This is a genomic window from Planktothrix sp. PCC 11201 (assembly GCF_900009135.1).
Classification (GTDB): Bacteria; Cyanobacteriota; Cyanobacteriia; order Cyanobacteriales; family Microcoleaceae; genus Planktothrix.
In genome coordinates this window covers 98,166-117,845 of record NZ_LT797703.1, presented here as the reverse complement: position 1 = coordinate 117,845, position 19,680 = coordinate 98,166, and the positions used below count along the sequence as shown (strand labels likewise).

The window sequence follows — 19,680 nt, the reverse complement described above, 5'->3', positions numbered from 1 at the left end:
ACAAATTCAAACACAACTTACCAAGTGCTGTTAAATAATTTTTTTCCCCTGCTAAGGGAGTTTATAATAATAAAATTTTACCAGAATTAAACTTAATTGGATGGTATCATACAATAAATATCAATAACAAAAAGCCCAAGGATAACCGAGGCGCTTTCAACCCATTTTTTTTTGTGAACTAGGAGGATTATTATTTATGGAACAGACTCACGAAATCTTAAAACAACAACTGAGTGCCCTATCCCAACGCTATCCCGATTTAGGCAACCGTCTGGCCGAAACTGCACAGAAACTCAAAACCGCAGGAATTCCACCGACAAAAACCTTAGTAGATGAACTGATAGCCTACTCCCAAGACTTTAGCAAGATTCAACAAACCCTACTCAGCCAAGGACAACCAACGGCTAGTCAAGCCACCTCCGTACAAGAGTTAGAGACTTTATTGCTAAATCTAACACCCGCTCCGGCTCATCAAAAAACGCACCAACAGGCCTTACAAACTTTAGAGCGAGTTCTCTCCCTAACCCACAACGAACAAAAAGAGTTTCCCCCGTTACAAACGGCTCAAAATCAGGCTCGGGAATTGCAAACTGCGATTTCTCAACAAACAAATCAACTCCATTCTGGGGCGGAAGCCTTAGCTACAGGAAATCATCCCTTGGTGGCCTTAGTGAATTTAGTCGAAAAACAAGAGAGTTTAGACGATAATCAATGGGCAGTTTTAGAAGAACAAATTACGAGCGCCTTTGGTAAATCTTTGGGTGTGGCAATTTCCAGAGGAAAAATTAATTTTACCATGCCAGCCGTCGCCCCATCTGCTGTTGCTGCTCCGAAACCAGCCATTCCTGATATTGTAATTTTAGATGAACCTCAAGGATCAAGAACTCCTGAATTAATTATTGTTCCTAGTATAGATGTCACGAAATTACCTCCAACAATTGATGGTAAAAATATTTTCTTTGGCAATGCTCCCCTAGCAGGTAAAACTCAAGAAAAAGCCAGTCTTTCTAATATTAACTTAAAGATTTTAGTCCATTTACAAGGATTAGGCGATCGCACTTTTGCCGCCAGGGAATATGCCGGAACTCGGGGACAGGGAAGACGTTTAGAAGCCTTTCAAATTAATATTGATCCCGCTATAGCAGGTTTAAGTCTGCGCTATATGGCTCATATCGCAGCCCTTGGGGACACACCCCTAACTCCCGAAGGTGAACTGGTGGGAGAGCGGGGCAAAAACCGACAAATCGAAGGATTAGCGATTGAACTAATCGGCCCCCAAGCCCCTAACTACAGTGTTTTTTATACCGCCCATATCCAAAATAAAGGAGATGTTCCCGTCTGCACCAACGGCCAATACTGCGGCACCAAGGGTCAAGGGTTAAGAATTGAAGGGATTAAAATTTGGATTGAAGCCAAGTGAGAAGGGGTAATGGGTAATGGGTAATGGGTAATAGTTGGCTTCCCCTGCCTCCCCTGCCTCCCCTGCCTCCCCTGCTCCCCCTGCTCCCTCTGCCTCCCCTGCTTCCCCTGCTCCCCCTGCTCCCCCTGCCTCCCCTGCCTCCCCTACCCCTGAAGTGCCACAACTAACACCAATAAAAAGGCTTCTGTCCATTCAACCACAGCCCCATAGGTATCTCCGGTGTGTCCTCCCAGACGGGCGTTAAACCAAGCCCCAATTAAAATAGCGATCGCACTTCCCCCCAAGGCTAGACCCACGGCCACTAACCAGTGTTGGGGATGGAGGATCACTAAAACCCCACTTAAAGCCATCAGCATCAGCACACCGGGAATTAAATCCCAGGAGGAATAGGGGGTATCTTTATGAAAAGCCCCCTTTCCCGTGGCTTTCAAATAGGGATAACGGGCGATCGCCACCAACTGTCCCCACCGTCCCCAACCCGCGACGGCCATTAAAATTAATCCCCGGTTAGCCGTCACATCCTGTAAAGCCGCGACCTTCAATAAAACGATCGCGATCGCAGCCATTACCCCAAAAGCTCCCGTAACACTATCCGCCATCACCTCTAACCGTCGATTCGGGTCAGCCACCGCTAAACCATCGGCCGCATCCATCGCCCCGTCTAAATGCAATCCTCCGGTTATTGCAATTCCGGTGACAATCACCAAAACCGAGCGAGTCCAGACCGGACACCCTAAAAGAGATAATCCCCCATCCATTAATCCTAAAATCCCCCCAATCAATATCCCGACCACCGGAGCTAAACGGGCGATGCCCCTAAACTCCAGCGTCCAAGACAGGGGAATGGGAAAACAGGTATAAAATGCGATCGCGGCGGCTAAGGCGGCTCCCTGTCGTTGGCAGAATTGGGAGAGCGATCGAAAGTAATCCTCTGGCATGGTAAAAAATTAAATTGGCATAGATGTATAAATATTTTCTAGGTTATGCCAGAATTGAAATAACAACTCAGGTTTTGTCTGAAAGTCAAAATACCTGGCACCAGAGTTCACCAACTCCAGGGTTGTTAAATCGCCGATCCAAAAACAAATCCATCCTTTTTGATTAATTTCAACGATCAAAGATTAGAGAAGGAATAGAGGAACAAGAGATTGAAGGTTTACCCATTAGCAGGTGTATGGTCGCTCTTCTACCTGTATAGCCAGATGCCTTTATTTACAATTCCTCAAGACCTCGGGATGGGAAAATTTCAAACCTACAAATTTCATTCAACAGAATCATCGCCATTCTGTAATTCACAGATTACATCTGAGGCTTTTGTTCCATGAGTTATGATCAATTAGACTACAGGGTGTCTGCTCCTTGCATTATTGATACGGGGATCATTGTTAACAAGCGGGATATGCAGAAACTGCTTGTTGATTTGGGTCGCGTCCGTTATCTTAATATTCAAGACGGACAAGTGTACAGCGAAGCAGAAGGATACATCCTAGAAGTTTTTGCCAATCCTCAACAGGCGACTTTAGTTGCCAATCATTCGTTGTATTTGAATGTTTATAGTTTCGATTACTTAGAACTCAAACAATCTCCTGAGCAAGAAACTTATTTTGATCTAGTTCAAGAAGGAGGGAGATTATTACGATTAATTCCCTTAACAAATCCCTTACAAGAACAATTTAATCGTAACTTTAATACAGCGGCTCTTGATGCGGTCATGGATCAAGTTTTGTCATCAAATTGGGAGAATCCCCTTGATGATGAAGACTGCCCATTCTAAGTAATTAAGCCGTTTTCTATTGTTTTATGTCACATCCTTTTTCCTTTGAAGTTCAGGCGTGCTGTAGTCAAACTAAAGCCCGTGTTGGCTTATTTCATACTCCCCATGGTTGGGTAGAAACCCCGCGATTTATGCCCGTGGGAACCCTCGCCAATGTCAAAACTCTGACTCCAGCACATCTCAAGGATGCGGGCGCCCAGATGGTGTTATCTAATACCTATCACCTGCATTTACAACCCGGGGAAAAGATTGTGGCCGGGGCGGGGGGACTCCATCGGTTTATGGGCTGGGATGGCCCCATGCTGACGGACTCCGGCGGGTTTCAAGTTTTTAGTTTAAGTAAAATTAATACTATTACCGAAGAAGGTGTTACCTTTCGTTCCCCCCATGATGGACGCCTGATTAACTTTACCCCGGAACTTTCGATCCAAATTCAAAACGAATTAGGGGCCGATGTGATTATGGCCTTTGATGAATGTCCCCCCTATCCGGCGACCCGGGAGGCGGTTGTCAAGGCCACGGAACGGACAAAACGCTGGTTAGAACGCTGTATTAAAGCCCATAAACGGCCTGACCAAGCGTTATTTGGGATTGTTCAGGGGGGCGTTCATGCGGATTTACGACAACAGGCGGCGCGAGATTTAGTGGAATTTGATCTCCCCGGATATGCCATTGGTGGGGTGAGTGTGGGGGAACCTTCGGCCTTAATTGAAAAGATTGTGCAGGTGACAACCCCCATTTTACCGTTTAATAAACCCCGTTATCTCATGGGAATCGGAACCTATCGAGAAATGGCCCAAGCGATCGCGGCTGGGGTAGATGTGTTTGATTGTGTGATTCCCACTCGTTTGGGCCGTCACGGGGCGGCGTTGGTTCAAGGAGAACGATGGAATTTAAAAAATGCTCAATTTCGGGAGGATTATCGCCCCTTAGATGCCACTTGCCCCTGTTATACTTGTCAAAATTTTAGTCGAGCTTATCTGAGTCATTTGGTACGGGCAAAGGAAGTTTTGAGTTATACCCTAATTGCCATTCATAATGTTACCGAATTAATTCGGTTTACCCAACGCATTCGAGAGTCGATTTTAAATCATCGGTTTGCGGATGAGTTTAAATTTTGGCTCACCTCAACGGATGCCGAAGCCACCTTAGAGGACTACGAAATTGACAAACGTTCCGATCATTAACCTTCCCCCGTAGTAAGCCCTTCAGGGCTTCTTCATTGATTTTTGACATTTTTAGTATCTTAACAATGGCAAGGTTTAATTTAACCACAAAGACACAAAGTTTAACCCCCCTGTTTTTTCTCTAATTCCTCAATTCTGAGTTGGGTTTCCTGGGCTGCTTTTTGATTTCCGGTTTTTTCCAGAATGGCTAAGACTTCTTTCCAGGTTTGGAGGGCTTGGGAATATTCCCCTTGAGCATAATAAAGCGTTGCTAAATTATTCAAAGCGGTGCTTAAATTATTTTGATCATTGGCTAATTTTGCAAGTTCAATTGCTTTTTGATAGGAGCTTAAAGCCTGATCAGGTTGTTTTAATTTTTCCTGAATTTCTCCGATCAAATTATGAATTTTCGCCGCCCCAGTATGATCCGCAATTCGAGTCATGAATTCTGACGCTTGTTTTAAATAGACTAAAGCCTGGGTATCGTCTCCTAATTGACGATATAATAACGCCATATTACCTAATAGCCGCCCGACTCCAGCTTGATCGCCAATTTGACGCCGCAGGGCTAGGGCTTGTTGATAGATTTCTAAGGCTTTTTGGGTATCTCCTTGAACTAAATATAACGCCCCTAAATTATTTAATGTGCGACTGAGATCCCGTTTATCCCCCACTTCTTCCCGAACTTTTCGGGCGTCTTGATAGAATTTTAGGGCTTGATCATATTGTTTTAAACTGCTATAATCATAGGCTAAATTATGTAAGGCTTCGGCAATATTTGGTCGATCATTAATAGACTGAGCAATTTGTAAAGCTTCTTGATGAAGTTTTAATGCTTCTGAGACTTTGTTTTGATTGCGATAGGAAAATCCGATTAAATTTAAACTCCGACTGATTCCTGTTTGATACTCTGGATTTTTGTTTTCCGCTTGTTGATTTAATTGTCGATAGGACGTGAGAGCTTGTTGTAGGACTTTTAAGGCTTCTGTATCGTTGCCTAAATTGCTATAAACCTCTCCAATATAAGTGAGAGTTTCCGCAATTTCTTCGGGTTTACCTTGTTTTTGTTGTTGTTCTAAAACCGTTTTAAATGTAGCTAAGGCTTCGGGAAATAACCCTTGACGAAATTGTTCAATTCCGCTTTTAAATAAAGCATTAATATCAGGTTTTACTGGGGTTTGAGCTAGAACTATCATTGATTGTCCCCCGATAAAAGTGAAAGGGGGTGTATGGAGCAACAACAAACCGACTCCTACGCCGAGGGAAACTGGCAAGACTCCCGCACTAGCCGTTAAAATACCCAGGGATTTTAATAAAAAAAATCGGTTTTGAAACAATAACGAATTATTCATGGCAATATTTAAGAATAAACACCGGATATGAGAGAAAAAATAAGGGAATGGGGAAACACAAAGAATTGATATTCGGTGATTTCTCCTATCCCACCCGCGATTAAGTTCACCTCTATTTAATATTGATCAAAATGCTCCTAAATTTAACTGTTGATACCATTCTTAACCGTGCCTTAGCAGGTGATGACCTATCCCCGGAGAAGGGAGTGATTTTGCTCGAACAAACTGATCCAGCTATTCTGGAGAATATTCGGGTGGTGAGTGACACTTTGCGATCGCAACAAGCTGGGGAAACGGTAACTTATATTATTAATCGCAATATCAATTTTACGAATATTTGTGAACAGCATTGCAGCTTTTGTGCCTTTCGTCGAGATGCGGGGCAGGAGGGAGCTTTTTGGTTAGAAATTGAGCAAATTTTGGAAAAAACAGCCGATGCAGTTGTAAGGGAGGCGACGGAAATTTGTATGCAGGGGGGGTTGAACTTAGAAGCAAAAATTCAAGGAAAATCCTTACCCTATTATTTGAATTTAGTCCAAGCCATTAAGACGGAATTTCCTCACCTACATTTTCATGGTTTTTCACCCCAAGAAGTCCAATTTATCGCCCGAGAAGATGATCTTAGTTATGCGGATGTGATTATAGCTTTGAAAGATGGGGGGGTGGGTTCGATGCCGGGAACGGCTGCGGAAATTCTAGCAGATTCAGTCCGAAATATTATTTGTCCTGAAAAAATTAATACCGCCACTTGGTTAGAAATTGTGGAAACAGCCCACCGTTTGGGGGTTCCGACCACGAGTACCATGTTATCGGGTCATATTGAAACACCTCAACAGCAAATGCACCATTTAGATCAGTTGCGATCGCTACAACAAAAGGCCCAGAATTATCCCGCTAGAATTACGGAATTTATTATTTTACCGTTTGTGGGAGAAATGGCTCCAGCCCCTTTGCGACGACGGGTGGGACGGGATCAACCGATTTTAGCCGATACCCTGTTATTAACAGCCGTGGCTCGAATTTTTCTGGGAAATTGGATTTCTAATCATCAACCCAGTTGGGTGAAATTAGGGTTAGAAGGGGCGAAGGAAGCCTTGCGATGGGGTTGTAATGATATCGGTGGTACTTTAATGGAGGAACACATTACTACCATGGCGGGTGCTAAAGGTGGCACTTGCATGGAACCCGAAACCTTGAAAAATGCGATCGCCTCCCTGGGGCGTCCCTATCAACAACGGGATACGCTTTATAATTACGAATTACGAATTACGAATGGGTAATGGGTAATGGGTAATGGGTAATGGGTAATGGGTAATGGGTAATGGGTAATGGGTAATGGGTAATGGGTAATAGAAAAGACTCGCCGGGATGAAGATTAAATCATCTTGACGAGTCGGAAGGACAAAACAGAAACTTTGATTTTTAGGCGACAGAACTACCATTTAATTCTTCAGTTAATTCTTCGATGGAACTACCATTTAATTCTTCAGTTAAGTAATCTAAAACCGTATCAAGGGTTTGCTGTTTTACCCAACCCTTCATCACTGCAACTTCTCCAAATCGCAGGTTCAATCGGCCTTGTTCTTCTAGGATTGAGTCTATTTGAGATTCGTCTAACAATTTAGCTTTATAGAGATAGTAACCTAAAGGATGTCGATGTTTAGAAAGTCCTAATTCGGGCAAGAAGTCGGCGAAGAAATCGACAGTTTCCTGTTCCAGCCATCCTAACTCTACGACGAAAGCACCGAAGCGTTTTTCCGGTTGTTTCTTTTGTAATTCTAAAATCTTCTTTACTTGTTCAGCAGATAATAAACCAGCTTTACTAAGCAATTGTCCTAAGCGGGGAGATTCCCAATTCACAAATTCTTGTCGGGTGGAAAACGGAGGGTTATACAGTTTTAACTTTTGTAATATTAGTAGCCAGAAAAAAGGAAAATCCTCAACTAGATACCGCTTCCACATCCGTCCGGGTTCTGAAAATAGGCGGTATAACCATTCGATTCCTAGATCGCTCATCCATTTGGGAGAGCGTTTTTTTTCTCCCGCTTCAAAGTCAATTGTTGCACCAATCGCCAGAAAAACTTTGACGTTTTTGAGTTGATTTCGGTATTTAGCAATCCATTTTTCTTGTTTGGGGGCGCCGACACCAATGGCTAATACGGTAGCTCCAGACTCGTTAATGCGAGTGACAATCCGTTGGCATTCTACCTCATCTTTCTCAAACCCAAAGGAAGGAGAATAGGACTCTACAATCATTTCTCTACCGACTTTGGCATTGATTTTTTCCTGAGCACGTTTAGCGACTCCCTCGGCGGCTCCCATCAAAAAGATGGTCATTTCTTTATTGTCTTTATAGTAGTCGTAGAATGCTGGAAATAAATCTGACCCTGAAATTTTTTCTTTGATGGGTTGACCTAAAAATTTGGAAGCATAAATCAGGATTTTACTATCACAAACTCGGTAGGTTGAACCCTTATAGATCTCGTAGAATTCTGGATCTTTTTGCAACTTCATCAAGTGATCAACATTAGGCGTAACGACAGTACCACCCTCGGAACCCAGTCGTTCCAGAAGCTCGATGATGGTAATGTTATGAATCCGTACATTGAGGATGTTAATTTCGTCATCCATAGGGTTTTTCCGTCCTGTCCTAAAAAATAATGGGATTAGCTCAATTTAGCGATAGCCCAGTCGAAATCATACCACGACACTCGACTCCGCTATTGGCTACGACCTGATGGTGAAACGATTGAATTGTTAACTTGTGTTTCTTTTAGATTTTCTTGATTTTGCCACCCGTTTCTTCGATTCAGAGACTTAGCTCTATCTGTTACTAACCTATTAGTGTAGCTAATCGATCAATGAGGAGCTACGACTTGGTAGTTATATTAAGTAGAGGAAAGCGGTCATGAATACATCAATTCTACAACAAAATCCGGCATTTCAGCTAACTTTTTTTGTAAAAATTCATGAGAATTTATGTAAAGATTTGGTAAAAATCCCCTCCGGTTGAAAATTTTGTTATAGAATCACATCTTACTGGTATATTTACCTTAAAATCGCTGAGTGTATTCTGACTCCTGCTAACAATTATCTGTAAAATAATCAGGCCAGTTAAGGTTTCGAAGGTGGACAATGATTGATGAAGGCATCGTCAAATATTCCTGTGAATGGGTTTTGGGGGAAGCAGTTGCCCTTGAATCGATCAAATCTTTAATCCAATGGCGGAATCGCATTCATAAATTAGGATTAATTGGAGTTTATGACAATGGCATTGGATTTGGAAACATCAGTATCCGTATTCCTCATACTTTACAATTTATTATTTCCGGGAGTCAAACCGGACATTTAGCTCAATCGGAACCCGAACATTATACCGTTGTGACGGATTTTGATATTCAACATAATCATCTCACCTGTTGCGGGCCAATTCAAGCCTCCTCTGAATCCCTAACCCATGCCGCAATTTATAGTTATCAACCCCAGATTAATGCCATTATTCATGTTCATCACCCCCAACTTTGGCACAATCTATTATATCAAGTTCCAACTACCCTTAAACAAGTTCAATATGGAACCCCAGAAATGGCCAAGGAAATGTTTAGATTGTTTGATCAAGAAAATTTAAGTCAGCAAAAAATATTAGTGATGGCTGGACACGAAGATGGATTTTTAACCTTGGGAAAAGATTTGGATGAAGCGGGAGAAATATTAATGAACTATAGCAATCCTATTTGAGTTGTATCCAAAATTTAGGCTTAAAAGAGAGCACCGGAACACCAGATAACAATGTCAAGCCTAATTTAACGACATAGAAGGGGATAATGAAGACACAACATATTGATTACGTCCTTGAGCTTTAGCTTGATAGAGTCCTTGATCCGCGATTTCGATTAATTGTTTAGAATTCATATTTTGCGAGGGAATAACCATGCCAATTCCTAAGCTACAGGTCATATAATAACCCACCGATGAACCCGAGTGAATAATCTGCAATTTTTCAATCTGTTTTTGAATATTTTGGGCGATTAAAATAGCTTCTGCTACCCCGGTTTTGGGTAAAATAACGGCAAATTCTTCCCCCCCATATCGAGCGACGAGATCCGTAGGATATCTCATGGCTTTACAAATAGCCTGAGCTACCTCTCGCAAAGCCTGATCCCCTGCTAAATGTCCATAGGTATCGTTATAGGGTTTAAAGAAATCTAAATCGCAGAGAATCACCGATAAGGGGGCTTGTTCCTGAGATAATTGATACCACTGAATTTGTAAATATTCATCAAAATAACGGCGGTTAGCAATTCCGGTTAAACTATCAAAAGTTGCCAAATATTTTAATTCATGATTGACAATTTTTAACTGATGATAAAGTTCTGATTGTTGAATGGCGATCGCCAGTTGTGCAGCTAAAGAAACTAATAATTCCTGTTCCCAAACCTGCCATTTTCGAGGACTTGAACATTGATGAGCGACTAGCAACCCCCACATTTTTTGTCCATGCAAAATCGGAGTGACTAAATAAGCTCGAATTTTAAGTTTAATTAATAGTTCTTGATCACAACAACTTAAATTATCTGTGTAAATATCGGCAACGGATTTAACTTGATCGGTCTTTTCCAGACTCAAAGTTTCCTTAATGCAACAATCCTTATATCGATTACCTAATAGAGAAAAACACCCCTGAGCACAGGATTCTGTTAAGACTTCTCCCTCTTTATCGCTATCAAAACGAAAAATAATCACCCGTTCATTCTGTAGAGCCTGACGAACTTCTGTAACGGTAGTATTGAGAATTTGACTTAATTCTAGGGATTCGTGTATGCGTTGGGTGAGTCGGGTATTCAGTCGTTCTCGTTCCGCTTGCTGTTTGAGTTGTTGTTCAATTTCTAAGCGATCGCTAATATCCCGAGCCAAAGTATGAATTAATTGTTGTTCCCCAACTTGAATTAACCCCAGGCGCACTTCCACCGGAAAAGTGGTTTGATCTTGGCGACGGTAAGTTCGTTGTAGGGTTATGGGTTGACCCTGGACTAAACTTTGAAAAAATATTAGCGGCAGCGGATCGACTTCTATCTGTTGAAGGGATAAACTTAAAAGTTCCTTTCTGTTATAGCCCAAACTCTGACAAGCAAATTCATTCACATCCAAAATCCGGCCATTAAAATCATGCAACAGAAATCCATCCGCCGCCTGTTCCACTAACGCCCGAAAACGAGTTTCACTTTGCATCAGGGCGATTTCCGTTTGTTGTAACCGTTGGGACGCCAGACGCAAATCCAACTGTTCTATCACCAATTCCCCCAGAGATTGCAGGGTTTGCACTTCCAATTCACTTAATTCATGGGGGTGATGATCCATCACACAAAGGGTTCCTAAGCGTTGTCCATCGGACGTACACAAAGGAGCCGCCGCATAAAACCGCAGACCAAACTCTCCCGTGACTAAGGGATGATCACACCATTGGGGATCAATTAGGGTGTCATTGATGCAGTAAACGCCCTGATTATACATGGCAAAACCACAGAAACTGCCTTCTCGATCAACTTGAGGACAATCAAGTCCCTGGCGGGATTTAAACCAAATTCGATCTTGATCAACTAAACTGACCAAGGAAATCGGAACCCCGAGCAACCGAGAGGCTAAAAGCGTAATTCGGTCAAATGCTGCTTCAGAAGCCGTATCTAGGATGTTGTAATGATAAAGTGCTTCTAATCGTTGATTTTCCTGAAGACTCGGAGATGGAGACATACCTTAAGGTAACCTGGAATAACTACCGATTATATTTGGTTTGAATTAGCACACAAGCAAGAAGATGGTAAATTGGGATTCAATTGATACAAGTGGGTTGAGAGGCTAAGAATCTAGGAACTTGATTGGGATGCGATTCTAAACATATCTATAACACATTTTTGGTGTTGAATTTTTGTAAAATATGATACCGTGGACAGGCATAAAATTTGAAACTCAGTTATTGCCCGCATTCTAACACTCTCCATCGTCAGTTGGGGTTTTTAACAGAAAGTAAAAAATTAGACAAGATTACACAAACTTAGACATATAATCTGATATAATGGCAATGTGTATAATTGATTATCAGTAACAGAAGCGGCACAACTTAATTACTGATTAAAATGAAGCGTCATTCTTTAATAGGACTGGTTTTAACAACATTTTTTATAGTTTTAATCAGTCAAATCTCAACTATTGCAACCGATGACAAAATTCCATTTCAACCTCACCCTTTACCAGAAAGTTTAGAACATTGGCAAGACTCAAATAACCAAGGTGATTATTTTGATAAAATTGAAGCCCCTAATTTTGGTTATTTAGTTTTTTCAAACTTTCCGATCAAAGTTTATATTGAAAATCCCGTTTCCGATCAAAACTGGAAAGAAAGTATTACATCTGCTATTTTTAAATGGGATAATTATTTGCCTTTAAATCTTGTTGAAGAACCGCAAAATGCTGATATTGAAATTATCAGAAAAAATCCTCCCCTAGACCCCCAGAAAAAACGCGCCAGTTCCGCAGAAACCCGTTACAAAACTTCGGTTAAATATACCCCCCAAGGGTTTCCCTATTTATCCCACCGCTTTACGATTTGGTTAAGTCCCACCCAAACCGGAAAATATATTCAAGCCGCCGTCCTTCATGAATTTGGTCATGCTTTAGGAATTTGGGGTCATAGTCCTGAACCCACAGATGTCATGTATTTTTCCCAAGTTCGAGAACCCCCGCCTATTTCTGCTAGAGATATTAATACTTTAAAACGGATTTATCAGCAACCGACTCGCTTGGGATGGCCTGTATTGTAGTGGGTAATTACGAATTACGAATTATGAATTACGAATTATGAATAGGTAATAGGTAATAGGGAGGAAAGAATTAACAGTCAGATTTGCTGGATCAGTCTTAATCAAATACCATCAAAAGCGCGACTGCTATAACGCAAAAATCCAGTCCCAATGACTAAGGTCTGGTACAGAACAACCAGACCTTAATCGTTATAAAACAAACTAAGTTGACTCAAGCAAATTTCAGATAAGTTAACGAAAAAAGCAAAACACTAAACTAAGGTGGACAACAGATTGCAACTTTATCCAATCAGAAGTATTGCACTAGGAAAGTCGATACAGACCTTTGTTCTGATATTGACCCCAAAGCCAACTCAATCGTTATCGTTTGGAAGCTCCAGGCGAGTTCTTGACCCTCTACAATATCAACAGTTGGGTAGTTCACAGTGCCACTGACGGCGTTGCAATGGGATTAAAGCGGAACGGACACAGGCATTTAATCCGGCGGGGTTGTTATCAACAGTTGCGTTTTGTTGAGTGGTGTCCTATACCTATTAAGTTAGCATGACTTTTGCGATCACCAACCCCAAATTTACTAAAATTTACACAGTTTAATATTTTGCAATAATTAATAACAGCAATTTCAATTAGTTAGTATAAATAACGCTTTAATCTATGACTTTTAACCATCCGTTGTTTAAACGATTAATAATTTCACTGATTTGTTTGCATTCGCGTAACCCCAAAACTTGGTCAGAAAAAACTAAAGCCATTAACCCGTTTTGGTCGGCGCGGGTAATTTTGCCTGTGGCGTAAATTTTGCTAACGATACCCTGGATATCAATAGATGTTCCCGATAATGCCTTGTTCATGCTTCCATCCGGTCAGGTCAATTTGTAATCTATACAGACCCGTTGACTTGGGATCAGGATGATTGAGTACCAATATGATTATCGGGATGGGTAAATTGTTGAGAATTAAAGGACAAATCCTCCAGTTAAACTGATTAAATCAGAGATTAATTAGTAGAAACGTAAGTCGCCAATCCTCTGAATTTAAGTCCTAAAATAATGTCATTCCATTCTGAACCTAAATAGTTTCCTGTTTTGGTAATAGCATTAATAAAGTAGAATCCATCTAAATCTGTTGCTTGTTCTGCCCAATTATTAATATCAAAATAGCCAATTTTATTAAACTCTGTTACAGCTTTATTATGGTTTTCATCGGGTAATACATAGAGATGATCACCTGATTTCTCAACAATGGTTACACCACTAGCTTTGCGAATTTTTAGTGGGGAAGCAGGCTGTAACGGGTTATATCCTTGAATGATTTTCATGTCGTCAACCTCTACTTTAGTTTGATGATTATATCGGATGTTTGGAAGTAGGATACGATTGATCTTGATATGATCAGTATCTCTAGTAAAGTCGATTTTTACAGGAGAAATTGTTCCAGTTTTTTCCCCGTTATCAAAATCTTCCCTACCTATACGCCGAAAGACGGAATCTAATTATGTAACGGATGTGACAGTTGAGCAAGTGGTTTTGCTGTTATCGTTATTTTTTGTAAAATTTCCGGTTAATGATTATCCTTTCCTGAATAAAAAACCCCTCTCCGGTATGGAGAAGGGATAGGAGGCGGTTAAAGGGATTTGGGGTTTTAGTGGACTGCTACGGCGGGTTCTTCCAATATAATTTCGCAGGTATCGCCGTTATATCCCCGTTTGGGCTGGACAAAAACTTGATCACCCGCTTGCAGTTCCAGTTTGTTCAACTGTTCTTTACTTAAATGGGCAACAATTTCACCGCCATCGGCTAGGGTTAAATCCACTTGAATATCCCAGCCCAAATGAGTCAACCGTTTCACCTGGGCAACAGCACTAAGTTGTTGATAATTACTGGTATGTAATTCCAGATCATGGGGACGAACAAAAATATTAGCAGCAGTAGAATCTAAATCAAAATCTTGAAAGAGTGTTGTATGACGGGGTAACAGATTCACGCTACCGATAAATTGCATAACAAAGGGGGTCGCCGGGTGATCATAAATTTCTGAGGGGCTTCCCACCTGTTCAATTCTGCCTTTATTCATCACCACAATCTCATCCGCCACCGCCATGGCTTCTTCTTGGTCATGGGTGACAAAAACGCTGGTAACGTGAACTTCATCATGCAATTGACGTAACCAACTGCGCAATTCTAAGCGAACTTTGGCATCTAAGGCCCCAAAGGGTTCATCGAGTAATAAAACCTGGGGTTGCACGGCTAAAGCCCGGGCTAAGGCCACTCGTTGACGTTGACCACCAGAAAGTTGAGAGGGATAACGATTTCCTAATCCAGTTAACTGAATTAAGTCTAATAATTCTTCGACTCTGGCTTTAATTTTTTGCCGAGGATGTTTGCGAATTTCTAAACCAAAGGCGATATTTTGACGGACAGTGAGATGTTTAAATAGGGCATAATGTTGGAATACAAATCCAATATTGCGACGTCGGACATCTAAGTGGGTTTGATCCTGACCATGAATAATAATTTGTCCACCAGTAGGAGGTTCTAATCCGGCGATCGCTCTTAATAAAGTAGACTTTCCTGAACCAGAAGGCCCTAATAAGGCGACTAAGGTGCCATCTTTAATTTCCAAGTTAATATTATCTAAAGCTTGAAAATTACCGAATACTTGAGAAACGTTGTTAACTAGAATACCCATAGTACCTCACAATAAAATAGTGGAATTAGAATCGGTCAAAAATGTCTTAACCATGACTGGTTTTTCTCTCTAATATCTCCTTGAGAACTAAAGTTACTAAAGCCAATAAAGCTAAAATAGTGGCAGCACCAAAAGCGGCTTCGGTTTGATAGTTTTTGTAAGCTTGTTCCACAAAAGTTGGTAAGGTTAAAGTCCGACCTGCAATTAATCCCGAAACAACGGCTACGGCTCCAAATTCACCCATAGCTCTAGCATTAGTTAAGAGAACACCATAGAGCAAACCCCATTTAATATTCGGGAGGGTAACACGCCAGAAAATTTGGAAATCCTGAGCCCCTAAAGTGCGGGCGGCTTCTTCCTGTTCTGAACCTAATTCTTCTAAAACTGGAATCACTTCTCTAGCCACAAAAGGTAAAGAAACAAATAGTGTGGCGAGCACCATTCCTGGGAGGGAGAATAACACCTTAATATCCAGGTTTTCTAACGCTGGCCCAAACCAACCGTTGCGACCATATAACAGCACAATCATTAACCCTGCTACCACGGGAGAAATAGCAAAGGGCAGGTCAATAATACTAATTAATAAGGTACGACCTCTAAATTGATTTCTAGCAATCACCCAAGCGGCGCAGAGTCCAAAAACCGTATTGGTCGGAACAACAATCAAAGCAATGATTAAAGTTAGTTGCATTGCTTTTTGAAAGTCGCTGGTATTTATAGCCGTGATAAACTCTTGGGTGCCTTTATGAAAGGCTTCGTAAAAAACGGCTACGGCTGGAATAAATAAAACCAGAGCCAGATAGAGTAAAGCAATGCCAATCAGCAGCCATTTAACCCAAGGGAATGACTGAGATTGAGCAGAATTTGGTTGCGAAGATGCCATAAAAGGTAAACAATTAAAGAGTTAAAAATCTTAACTTTTCAGAGAATAACGGCGTCCCCACTGTTGCAACGCATTGATTAATACTAATAAGAACAATGAGATAATTAAGAGGACTGTACCCACGACCGTCGCACCTACATAATCATATTGTTCTAAGCGCTGAAATACTAAAATTGGGGCAATTAAATCTTTAAAGGGAATACTCGAAGAAATAATTACTACTGAACCGTATTCTCCTACAGCCCGGGAAAATCCCAGGGCAATTCCGGTTAAAATTGGTGGCATTAAGGGCGGCAGTAAAACCCTGACAAAAGTTTGGAATTCCGATGCACCCAATGACCAAGCTGCTTCCTCCGTTTCCCGTTCCATTTCTTGCATAACCGGTTGTAAAGTTCGTACCACAAAGGGTAAGGAAATAAACAACATGGCAACAAAAACCCCTAAACGGGTGAAGGCAATTTTAATCCCAAAGGGGGCAAAAAATTGTCCAATCCAACCGTTATCACTATAAACCGTTGCTAAGACTAAACCAGCAACCGAAGTGGGTAAGGCAAAGGGTAAATCAACGGCGGCATCGATTAATTTTTTCCCAGGAAAGCTATAACGAACTAACACCCAAGCGATTAAGGTTCCCATGATTCCATTAATTGCCCCAGCGGCTAAACCGGTTACAAAAGTAACGTTATAAGCGCTCATGGCAACAGGACTAAAGGCAATTTTCCAAAATTCCTGGGGGGATATGGTTAAGGATTTTGTAATTAATGCTGCAAAGGGCAGAATTAACATGAAAATCAGATAGGAAAAGGTAAAAACCCAAGGAAAAGAAAGCCGCCCCCAAAATTCCTTTAAAGGGTTATTAAAAGCGGGTTTCTGGGTTTTAAACGGGTCTACAGAGGTCACCATTAATGTTTAATACTCTACGGGGAATAGGAATTGAATTGATTGTTTACCAACCATCTACTTCTGATTGGGAATCCCGCCAAATTTCAACATCCAAATCGGAAAGATAAATCAGGGCGCTATCAATTTGTTGGGGAGTTCCTTTCAGGAGTAAATCAAACCAACCATCTTCCCTGGCATTCTGACCTAAAATTGCTCCAATAATGTTCACTTGTAAACCATAATCGGAAGCTAGGCGAGAAATCACGGGTTCTTGGTGGTATTCCTTGGGAATTCTGACTCTAATTCGGGAATCAGATTGATATTTTTCTCTAGCATTTAATCCAGATAAATCTGTATTTTCTTGATCAATATTCGGAGAATTTAAAGACATTTTAATCTCCTCAAATCAATGACTAGAATTTTAGGGACTGAATCAATCTCTATTTAGATTGGGAAATTTTGGCTTGGATTTGATCAAAAATTGCTCCATCCGCAAAAAACTGAGTATCCACCTCTTTCCAACCTCCTAAATCCTTAATGGTGAACAGTTTTTCAACTTTAGGAAATTGGGTAGCAAATTCGGCTTCTACTGTGGGTTCAACGGGTCGAAATCCGACTTTGGCAAACTCTTTTTGAGCTTCCGGTGTAAACAAGAACTTGGTAAAAGCTTCTGCCACCTGACGGGTTCCATGTTTGTCCACATTTTTATCGACAACCGCAACGGGGTTATCAATGGAAATGTTATAATCCGTCGGCACAATATAGGGTTGTTTATCCCCTTTTTGAGCAGCTAAAATCACCTCGTTTTCATAATTAATTAAAACATTGCCTTGACCCTGTTTGTAGAAGACATCACTGGCTTCCCTGGCATCTTTTGGCAGCACCGGAACTCGACGAAAGACACTTTCTACAAAGGTTTGAGCTTCTTCTGGAGTGCCTCCGGCTTGGGTGACGGAACCCCACAAAGCCAGGACATTCCACTTAGCTCCACCGGAGGTTTTGGGGTTGGCTGTAATGACTTGAACATCATCCCGGGTCAAATCCGACCATCCCTTAACGTTGGTATTGCCATCCCTAAGCACCAAAGCCGCGACGGATTTATGCACAATTGACTCATTGGGAAGTTCCTGTTCCCAACCGGGTTGGATGAGTCCAGCCTTCTCTATTTTGGCGGTATCTCCAGCTAGGGCTAAAGCCACCACATCGGCATCGAGTCCATCGATAACCGCACGGGTTTGGGAGCCTGAACCCCCATAACTTTGTTCAAACTCTACAGTTTGTCCAGTTTGGGCTTTCCACTGTTCTACGAACTTAGGAATGATGTTCTCATAGGCAGTTTTAGTGACTGCGTAGGATACGAGGGTGAGTTTAATCGGTTTATCCGTTTGGGCGGCTTGGGGCGCGGGACTATTCGTGGCGTTAGGAGAGGGATTGTTGGCGGTATTGTTGGGTGAGGAGCAAGCTACCACCATGCAGTTGAGTGCAAGTCCAGTCAGGACATAGCCAATAGACTTAGCAGAGAAACGTTTTGGGGGTAACGGTGAACTGATTCGCATTATCACACTCCTGAAATCCGTCTGGAATTTATTTACACAGTCTTTTGTTTTTGACTGCCTTTGGATTCTATACTAAGTTAGTTTGAATTTCAATACATCTGCATTACAAAAATTAAAAACTTAAATTTATCAATCAATGTCTTTACCATGTCAAAATACATATAGGTTGACCCAACAGCCCCATCAAAGGCAGTCCAATCGATGCTATCGTGCTCTGGTGTTCAGCCCCAAAAAATGGTGTTCTAGGAAATGTACGTCCGGCATTGCCACCCCTAGACCAGCCACAACTATTCAATCCGGTGGAGTCAAACTAGGGAAGTAAAATATGCCAGCACAATTGCCCTCAGCAGATGAAGCAGAGTTAGCCAAACTTTTGATTCAGAGTAACTACCTATTCCGAGACTTGGAAGTTAAGTGGCTGGCTCCGTATCTTTCCCCAGTCCTGACTATAGAAAAACTGTATTCTAATCGTCCTGTCTACACGGCTTTTCGTCCCAATATCTTTTTAGATGTTCTCTATATTATTATTAATGGCGGGCCTATTATTACTCGGAGTACACCCCTAGACCGGATTATCGCCATCAGCTACCCGGGGGGATGTTTCGGGATGAGAAATCTTCCCTTTGGTTTTGGCCAGATGAGTCGAGCCTTTCCTAGTTTAGTCGAAGCCTATAAAACCACCGATGTGATTAAACTTCCCCTGGATACCCTGAAAGAAATTTATCAGGATAGCCCAGTGGTGCGGGAACGTTATGATAAATTCTTTGAACTGCGGGAAAAATTTCAGTATCATCTGCTCAATTGTAGTTCCTATCCTCCTCAAGCCGTGGCGGCGCTATTCAGGGCATTGGTCTATCAAGAACGCAGTCTGGGAAATCAACCCCAGTCCGACGGAGTTTATATCTTCGATTTGCCTATTGATGTGATTGCCCGTTCCTGTCAGTTAAACCACCGCACCGTTGAACAAGTTCTCAAGGGAATGCAGAAAGTTAAATTAATTGAAGCGGCTAAATCCAATGATTCTTCAGAAGATACGATTCGAGTCATTGACCCCGAAAGACTTAAAGAAACCTATAGTGCCACCCGGGATAAGGTTTCGTGGTGGCCGTTGAAGTAGTTACGGAGCAGGGGAGGCAGGGGAGGC

19 protein-coding genes are annotated in these 19,680 nt (G+C 41.7%); 7 read left to right on the top strand and 12 right to left on the bottom strand.

Annotated features, from left to right (window positions below; genetic code table 11):
- Nucleotides 1–196 precede the first annotated feature (196 nt).
- Nucleotides 197–1,420 (top strand): hypothetical protein, encoded by a 1,224-nt coding sequence (locus PL11201_RS14810; RefSeq protein ID WP_079679718.1) that lies wholly within the window; start codon nucleotides 197–199, stop codon nucleotides 1,418–1,420.
- 143 nt (nucleotides 1,421–1,563) lie between these two features.
- Here PL11201_RS14810 and cobS read toward each other — a convergent pair whose 3' ends face one another.
- Complete coding sequence (cobS, locus tag PL11201_RS14800) at nucleotides 1,564–2,358, bottom strand: adenosylcobinamide-GDP ribazoletransferase (RefSeq protein ID WP_079679716.1); 795 nt, start codon at nucleotides 2,356–2,358, stop codon at nucleotides 1,564–1,566.
- 383 nt (nucleotides 2,359–2,741) lie between these two features.
- Here cobS and PL11201_RS14795 point away from each other — a divergent pair, with 383 nt between their 5' ends.
- Nucleotides 2,742–3,194, top strand: a complete 453-nt coding sequence (locus PL11201_RS14795) for a hypothetical protein (protein WP_079679715.1) — start codon at nucleotides 2,742–2,744, stop codon at nucleotides 3,192–3,194.
- 26 nt (nucleotides 3,195–3,220) lie between these two features.
- Nucleotides 3,221–4,381, top strand: a complete 1,161-nt coding sequence (tgt, locus tag PL11201_RS14790) for a tRNA guanosine(34) transglycosylase Tgt (protein ID WP_079679714.1) — start codon at nucleotides 3,221–3,223, stop codon at nucleotides 4,379–4,381.
- Nucleotides 4,382–4,482: 101 nt separating this feature from the next.
- Here tgt and PL11201_RS14785 read toward each other — a convergent pair whose 3' ends face one another.
- On the bottom strand, nucleotides 4,483–5,712 hold the full coding sequence (locus PL11201_RS14785; protein WP_079679713.1) for a tetratricopeptide repeat protein: 1,230 nt from the start codon (nucleotides 5,710–5,712) through the stop codon (nucleotides 4,483–4,485).
- A 131-nt stretch (nucleotides 5,713–5,843) separates the two neighbouring features.
- Here PL11201_RS14785 and cofH point away from each other — a divergent pair, with 131 nt between their 5' ends.
- Complete coding sequence (cofH, locus tag PL11201_RS14780) at nucleotides 5,844–6,992, top strand: 7,8-didemethyl-8-hydroxy-5-deazariboflavin synthase subunit CofH (RefSeq protein WP_079679712.1); 1,149 nt, start codon at nucleotides 5,844–5,846, stop codon at nucleotides 6,990–6,992.
- Here the strand turns inward: cofH and PL11201_RS26080 are convergent.
- The gene (locus PL11201_RS26080; protein ID WP_144017773.1) at nucleotides 6,972–7,154 is read right to left on the bottom strand and encodes a hypothetical protein; all 183 of its coding nucleotides are present in this window, start codon (nucleotides 7,152–7,154) and stop codon (nucleotides 6,972–6,974) included. The two genes, cofH and PL11201_RS26080, sit on opposite strands and share 21 nt — an antisense overlap.
- Complete coding sequence (locus PL11201_RS14775; RefSeq protein WP_079679711.1) at nucleotides 7,135–8,343, bottom strand: WecB/TagA/CpsF family glycosyltransferase; 1,209 nt, start codon at nucleotides 8,341–8,343, stop codon at nucleotides 7,135–7,137. Before PL11201_RS14775 ends, PL11201_RS26080 begins: the two co-directional genes overlap by 20 nt.
- A 504-nt stretch (nucleotides 8,344–8,847) precedes the next feature.
- Between PL11201_RS14775 and PL11201_RS14770 the strand changes: the two genes are divergently transcribed.
- Entirely contained in the window at nucleotides 8,848–9,450 is a 603-nt protein-coding gene (locus tag PL11201_RS14770) for a class II aldolase/adducin family protein (protein ID WP_079679710.1), read from the top strand.
- Between the two features lie 60 nt (nucleotides 9,451–9,510).
- On the opposite strand, the gene PL11201_RS14765 is transcribed toward PL11201_RS14770, so the two are convergent.
- Nucleotides 9,511–11,460, bottom strand: coding sequence for a diguanylate cyclase domain-containing protein (locus tag PL11201_RS14765; protein WP_079679709.1), 1,950 nt, complete (start codon nucleotides 11,458–11,460; stop codon nucleotides 9,511–9,513).
- A gap of 383 nt (nucleotides 11,461–11,843) precedes the next feature.
- On the opposite strand from PL11201_RS14765, the gene PL11201_RS14760 reads away from it, so the two are divergent.
- The gene (locus tag PL11201_RS14760; protein WP_079679708.1) at nucleotides 11,844–12,527 is read left to right on the top strand and encodes a matrixin family metalloprotease; all 684 of its coding nucleotides are present in this window, start codon (nucleotides 11,844–11,846) and stop codon (nucleotides 12,525–12,527) included.
- A 647-nt stretch (nucleotides 12,528–13,174) separates the two neighbouring features.
- Here the strand turns inward: PL11201_RS14760 and PL11201_RS14755 are convergent.
- The 7 genes from PL11201_RS14755 to PL11201_RS14725 all read right to left on the bottom strand — a co-directional run bounded on the left by PL11201_RS14755 (nucleotide 13,175) and on the right by PL11201_RS14725 (nucleotide 18,536).
- Nucleotides 13,175–13,378: a hypothetical protein gene (locus PL11201_RS14755; RefSeq protein WP_079679707.1), complete on the bottom strand. Its 204-nt coding sequence runs from the start codon at nucleotides 13,376–13,378 to the stop codon at nucleotides 13,175–13,177.
- Between the two features lie 146 nt (nucleotides 13,379–13,524).
- Nucleotides 13,525–13,845: a hypothetical protein gene (locus PL11201_RS14750; protein WP_079679706.1), complete on the bottom strand. Its 321-nt coding sequence runs from the start codon at nucleotides 13,843–13,845 to the stop codon at nucleotides 13,525–13,527.
- A gap of 323 nt (nucleotides 13,846–14,168) precedes the next feature.
- Nucleotides 14,169–15,215 (bottom strand): sulfate/molybdate ABC transporter ATP-binding protein, encoded by a 1,047-nt coding sequence (locus PL11201_RS14745; protein ID WP_079679705.1) that lies wholly within the window; start codon nucleotides 15,213–15,215, stop codon nucleotides 14,169–14,171.
- Between the two features lie 46 nt (nucleotides 15,216–15,261).
- Nucleotides 15,262–16,098 carry a sulfate ABC transporter permease subunit CysW gene (gene cysW / locus PL11201_RS14740; RefSeq protein ID WP_079679704.1) on the bottom strand — a complete coding sequence of 279 codons (837 nt, stop codon included), beginning with the start codon at nucleotides 16,096–16,098 and terminating at the stop codon, nucleotides 15,262–15,264.
- A 30-nt stretch (nucleotides 16,099–16,128) separates the two neighbouring features.
- The gene (gene cysT / locus PL11201_RS14735) at nucleotides 16,129–17,001 is read right to left on the bottom strand and encodes a sulfate ABC transporter permease subunit CysT (RefSeq protein ID WP_079679703.1); all 873 of its coding nucleotides are present in this window, start codon (nucleotides 16,999–17,001) and stop codon (nucleotides 16,129–16,131) included.
- A gap of 43 nt (nucleotides 17,002–17,044) precedes the next feature.
- Nucleotides 17,045–17,371, bottom strand: a complete 327-nt coding sequence (locus tag PL11201_RS14730; protein WP_079679702.1) for an NIL domain-containing protein — start codon at nucleotides 17,369–17,371, stop codon at nucleotides 17,045–17,047.
- Nucleotides 17,372–17,420: 49 nt separating this feature from the next.
- Nucleotides 17,421–18,536: a sulfate ABC transporter substrate-binding protein gene (locus tag PL11201_RS14725; protein ID WP_079679701.1), complete on the bottom strand. Its 1,116-nt coding sequence runs from the start codon at nucleotides 18,534–18,536 to the stop codon at nucleotides 17,421–17,423.
- Nucleotides 18,537–18,861: 325 nt separating this feature from the next.
- Here PL11201_RS14725 and PL11201_RS14720 point away from each other — a divergent pair, with 325 nt between their 5' ends.
- Nucleotides 18,862–19,653 (top strand): cyclic nucleotide-binding domain-containing protein, encoded by a 792-nt coding sequence (locus PL11201_RS14720; protein ID WP_079679700.1) that lies wholly within the window; start codon nucleotides 18,862–18,864, stop codon nucleotides 19,651–19,653.
- Nucleotides 19,654–19,680 lie beyond the last annotated feature (27 nt).

What these genes read in the sequence shown, in the direction of transcription:
- cofH (WP_079679712.1), top strand. Translation starts at nt 5,844, where the DNA reads ATGCTCCTAAATTTAACTGTTGATACCATTCTTAACCGTGCCTTAGCA.
- PL11201_RS14765 (WP_079679709.1), bottom strand. Translation starts at nt 11,460, where the DNA reads ATGTCTCCATCTCCGAGTCTTCAGGAAAATCAACGATTAGAAGCACTT.
- PL11201_RS14775 (WP_079679711.1), bottom strand. Translation starts at nt 8,343, where the DNA reads ATGGATGACGAAATTAACATCCTCAATGTACGGATTCATAACATTACC.
- PL11201_RS14795 (WP_079679715.1), top strand. Translation starts at nt 2,742, where the DNA reads ATGAGTTATGATCAATTAGACTACAGGGTGTCTGCTCCTTGCATTATT.
- PL11201_RS26080 (WP_144017773.1), bottom strand. Translation starts at nt 7,154, where the DNA reads ATGGTAGTTCTGTCGCCTAAAAATCAAAGTTTCTGTTTTGTCCTTCCG.
- PL11201_RS14770 (WP_079679710.1), top strand. Translation starts at nt 8,848, where the DNA reads ATGATTGATGAAGGCATCGTCAAATATTCCTGTGAATGGGTTTTGGGG.
- PL11201_RS14810 (WP_079679718.1), top strand. Translation starts at nt 197, where the DNA reads ATGGAACAGACTCACGAAATCTTAAAACAACAACTGAGTGCCCTATCC.
- PL11201_RS14730 (WP_079679702.1), bottom strand. Translation starts at nt 17,371, where the DNA reads ATGTCTTTAAATTCTCCGAATATTGATCAAGAAAATACAGATTTATCT.
- cysW (WP_079679704.1), bottom strand. Translation starts at nt 16,098, where the DNA reads ATGGCATCTTCGCAACCAAATTCTGCTCAATCTCAGTCATTCCCTTGG.
- PL11201_RS14720 (WP_079679700.1), top strand. Translation starts at nt 18,862, where the DNA reads ATGCCAGCACAATTGCCCTCAGCAGATGAAGCAGAGTTAGCCAAACTT.
- PL11201_RS14750 (WP_079679706.1), bottom strand. Translation starts at nt 13,845, where the DNA reads ATGAAAATCATTCAAGGATATAACCCGTTACAGCCTGCTTCCCCACTA.
- PL11201_RS14725 (WP_079679701.1), bottom strand. Translation starts at nt 18,536, where the DNA reads ATGCGAATCAGTTCACCGTTACCCCCAAAACGTTTCTCTGCTAAGTCT.
- PL11201_RS14760 (WP_079679708.1), top strand. Translation starts at nt 11,844, where the DNA reads ATGAAGCGTCATTCTTTAATAGGACTGGTTTTAACAACATTTTTTATA.
- PL11201_RS14785 (WP_079679713.1), bottom strand. Translation starts at nt 5,712, where the DNA reads ATGAATAATTCGTTATTGTTTCAAAACCGATTTTTTTTATTAAAATCC.
- tgt (WP_079679714.1), top strand. Translation starts at nt 3,221, where the DNA reads ATGTCACATCCTTTTTCCTTTGAAGTTCAGGCGTGCTGTAGTCAAACT.
- cobS (WP_079679716.1), bottom strand. Translation starts at nt 2,358, where the DNA reads ATGCCAGAGGATTACTTTCGATCGCTCTCCCAATTCTGCCAACGACAG.
- cysT (WP_079679703.1), bottom strand. Translation starts at nt 17,001, where the DNA reads ATGGTGACCTCTGTAGACCCGTTTAAAACCCAGAAACCCGCTTTTAAT.
- PL11201_RS14745 (WP_079679705.1), bottom strand. Translation starts at nt 15,215, where the DNA reads ATGGGTATTCTAGTTAACAACGTTTCTCAAGTATTCGGTAATTTTCAA.
- PL11201_RS14755 (WP_079679707.1), bottom strand. Translation starts at nt 13,378, where the DNA reads ATGAACAAGGCATTATCGGGAACATCTATTGATATCCAGGGTATCGTT.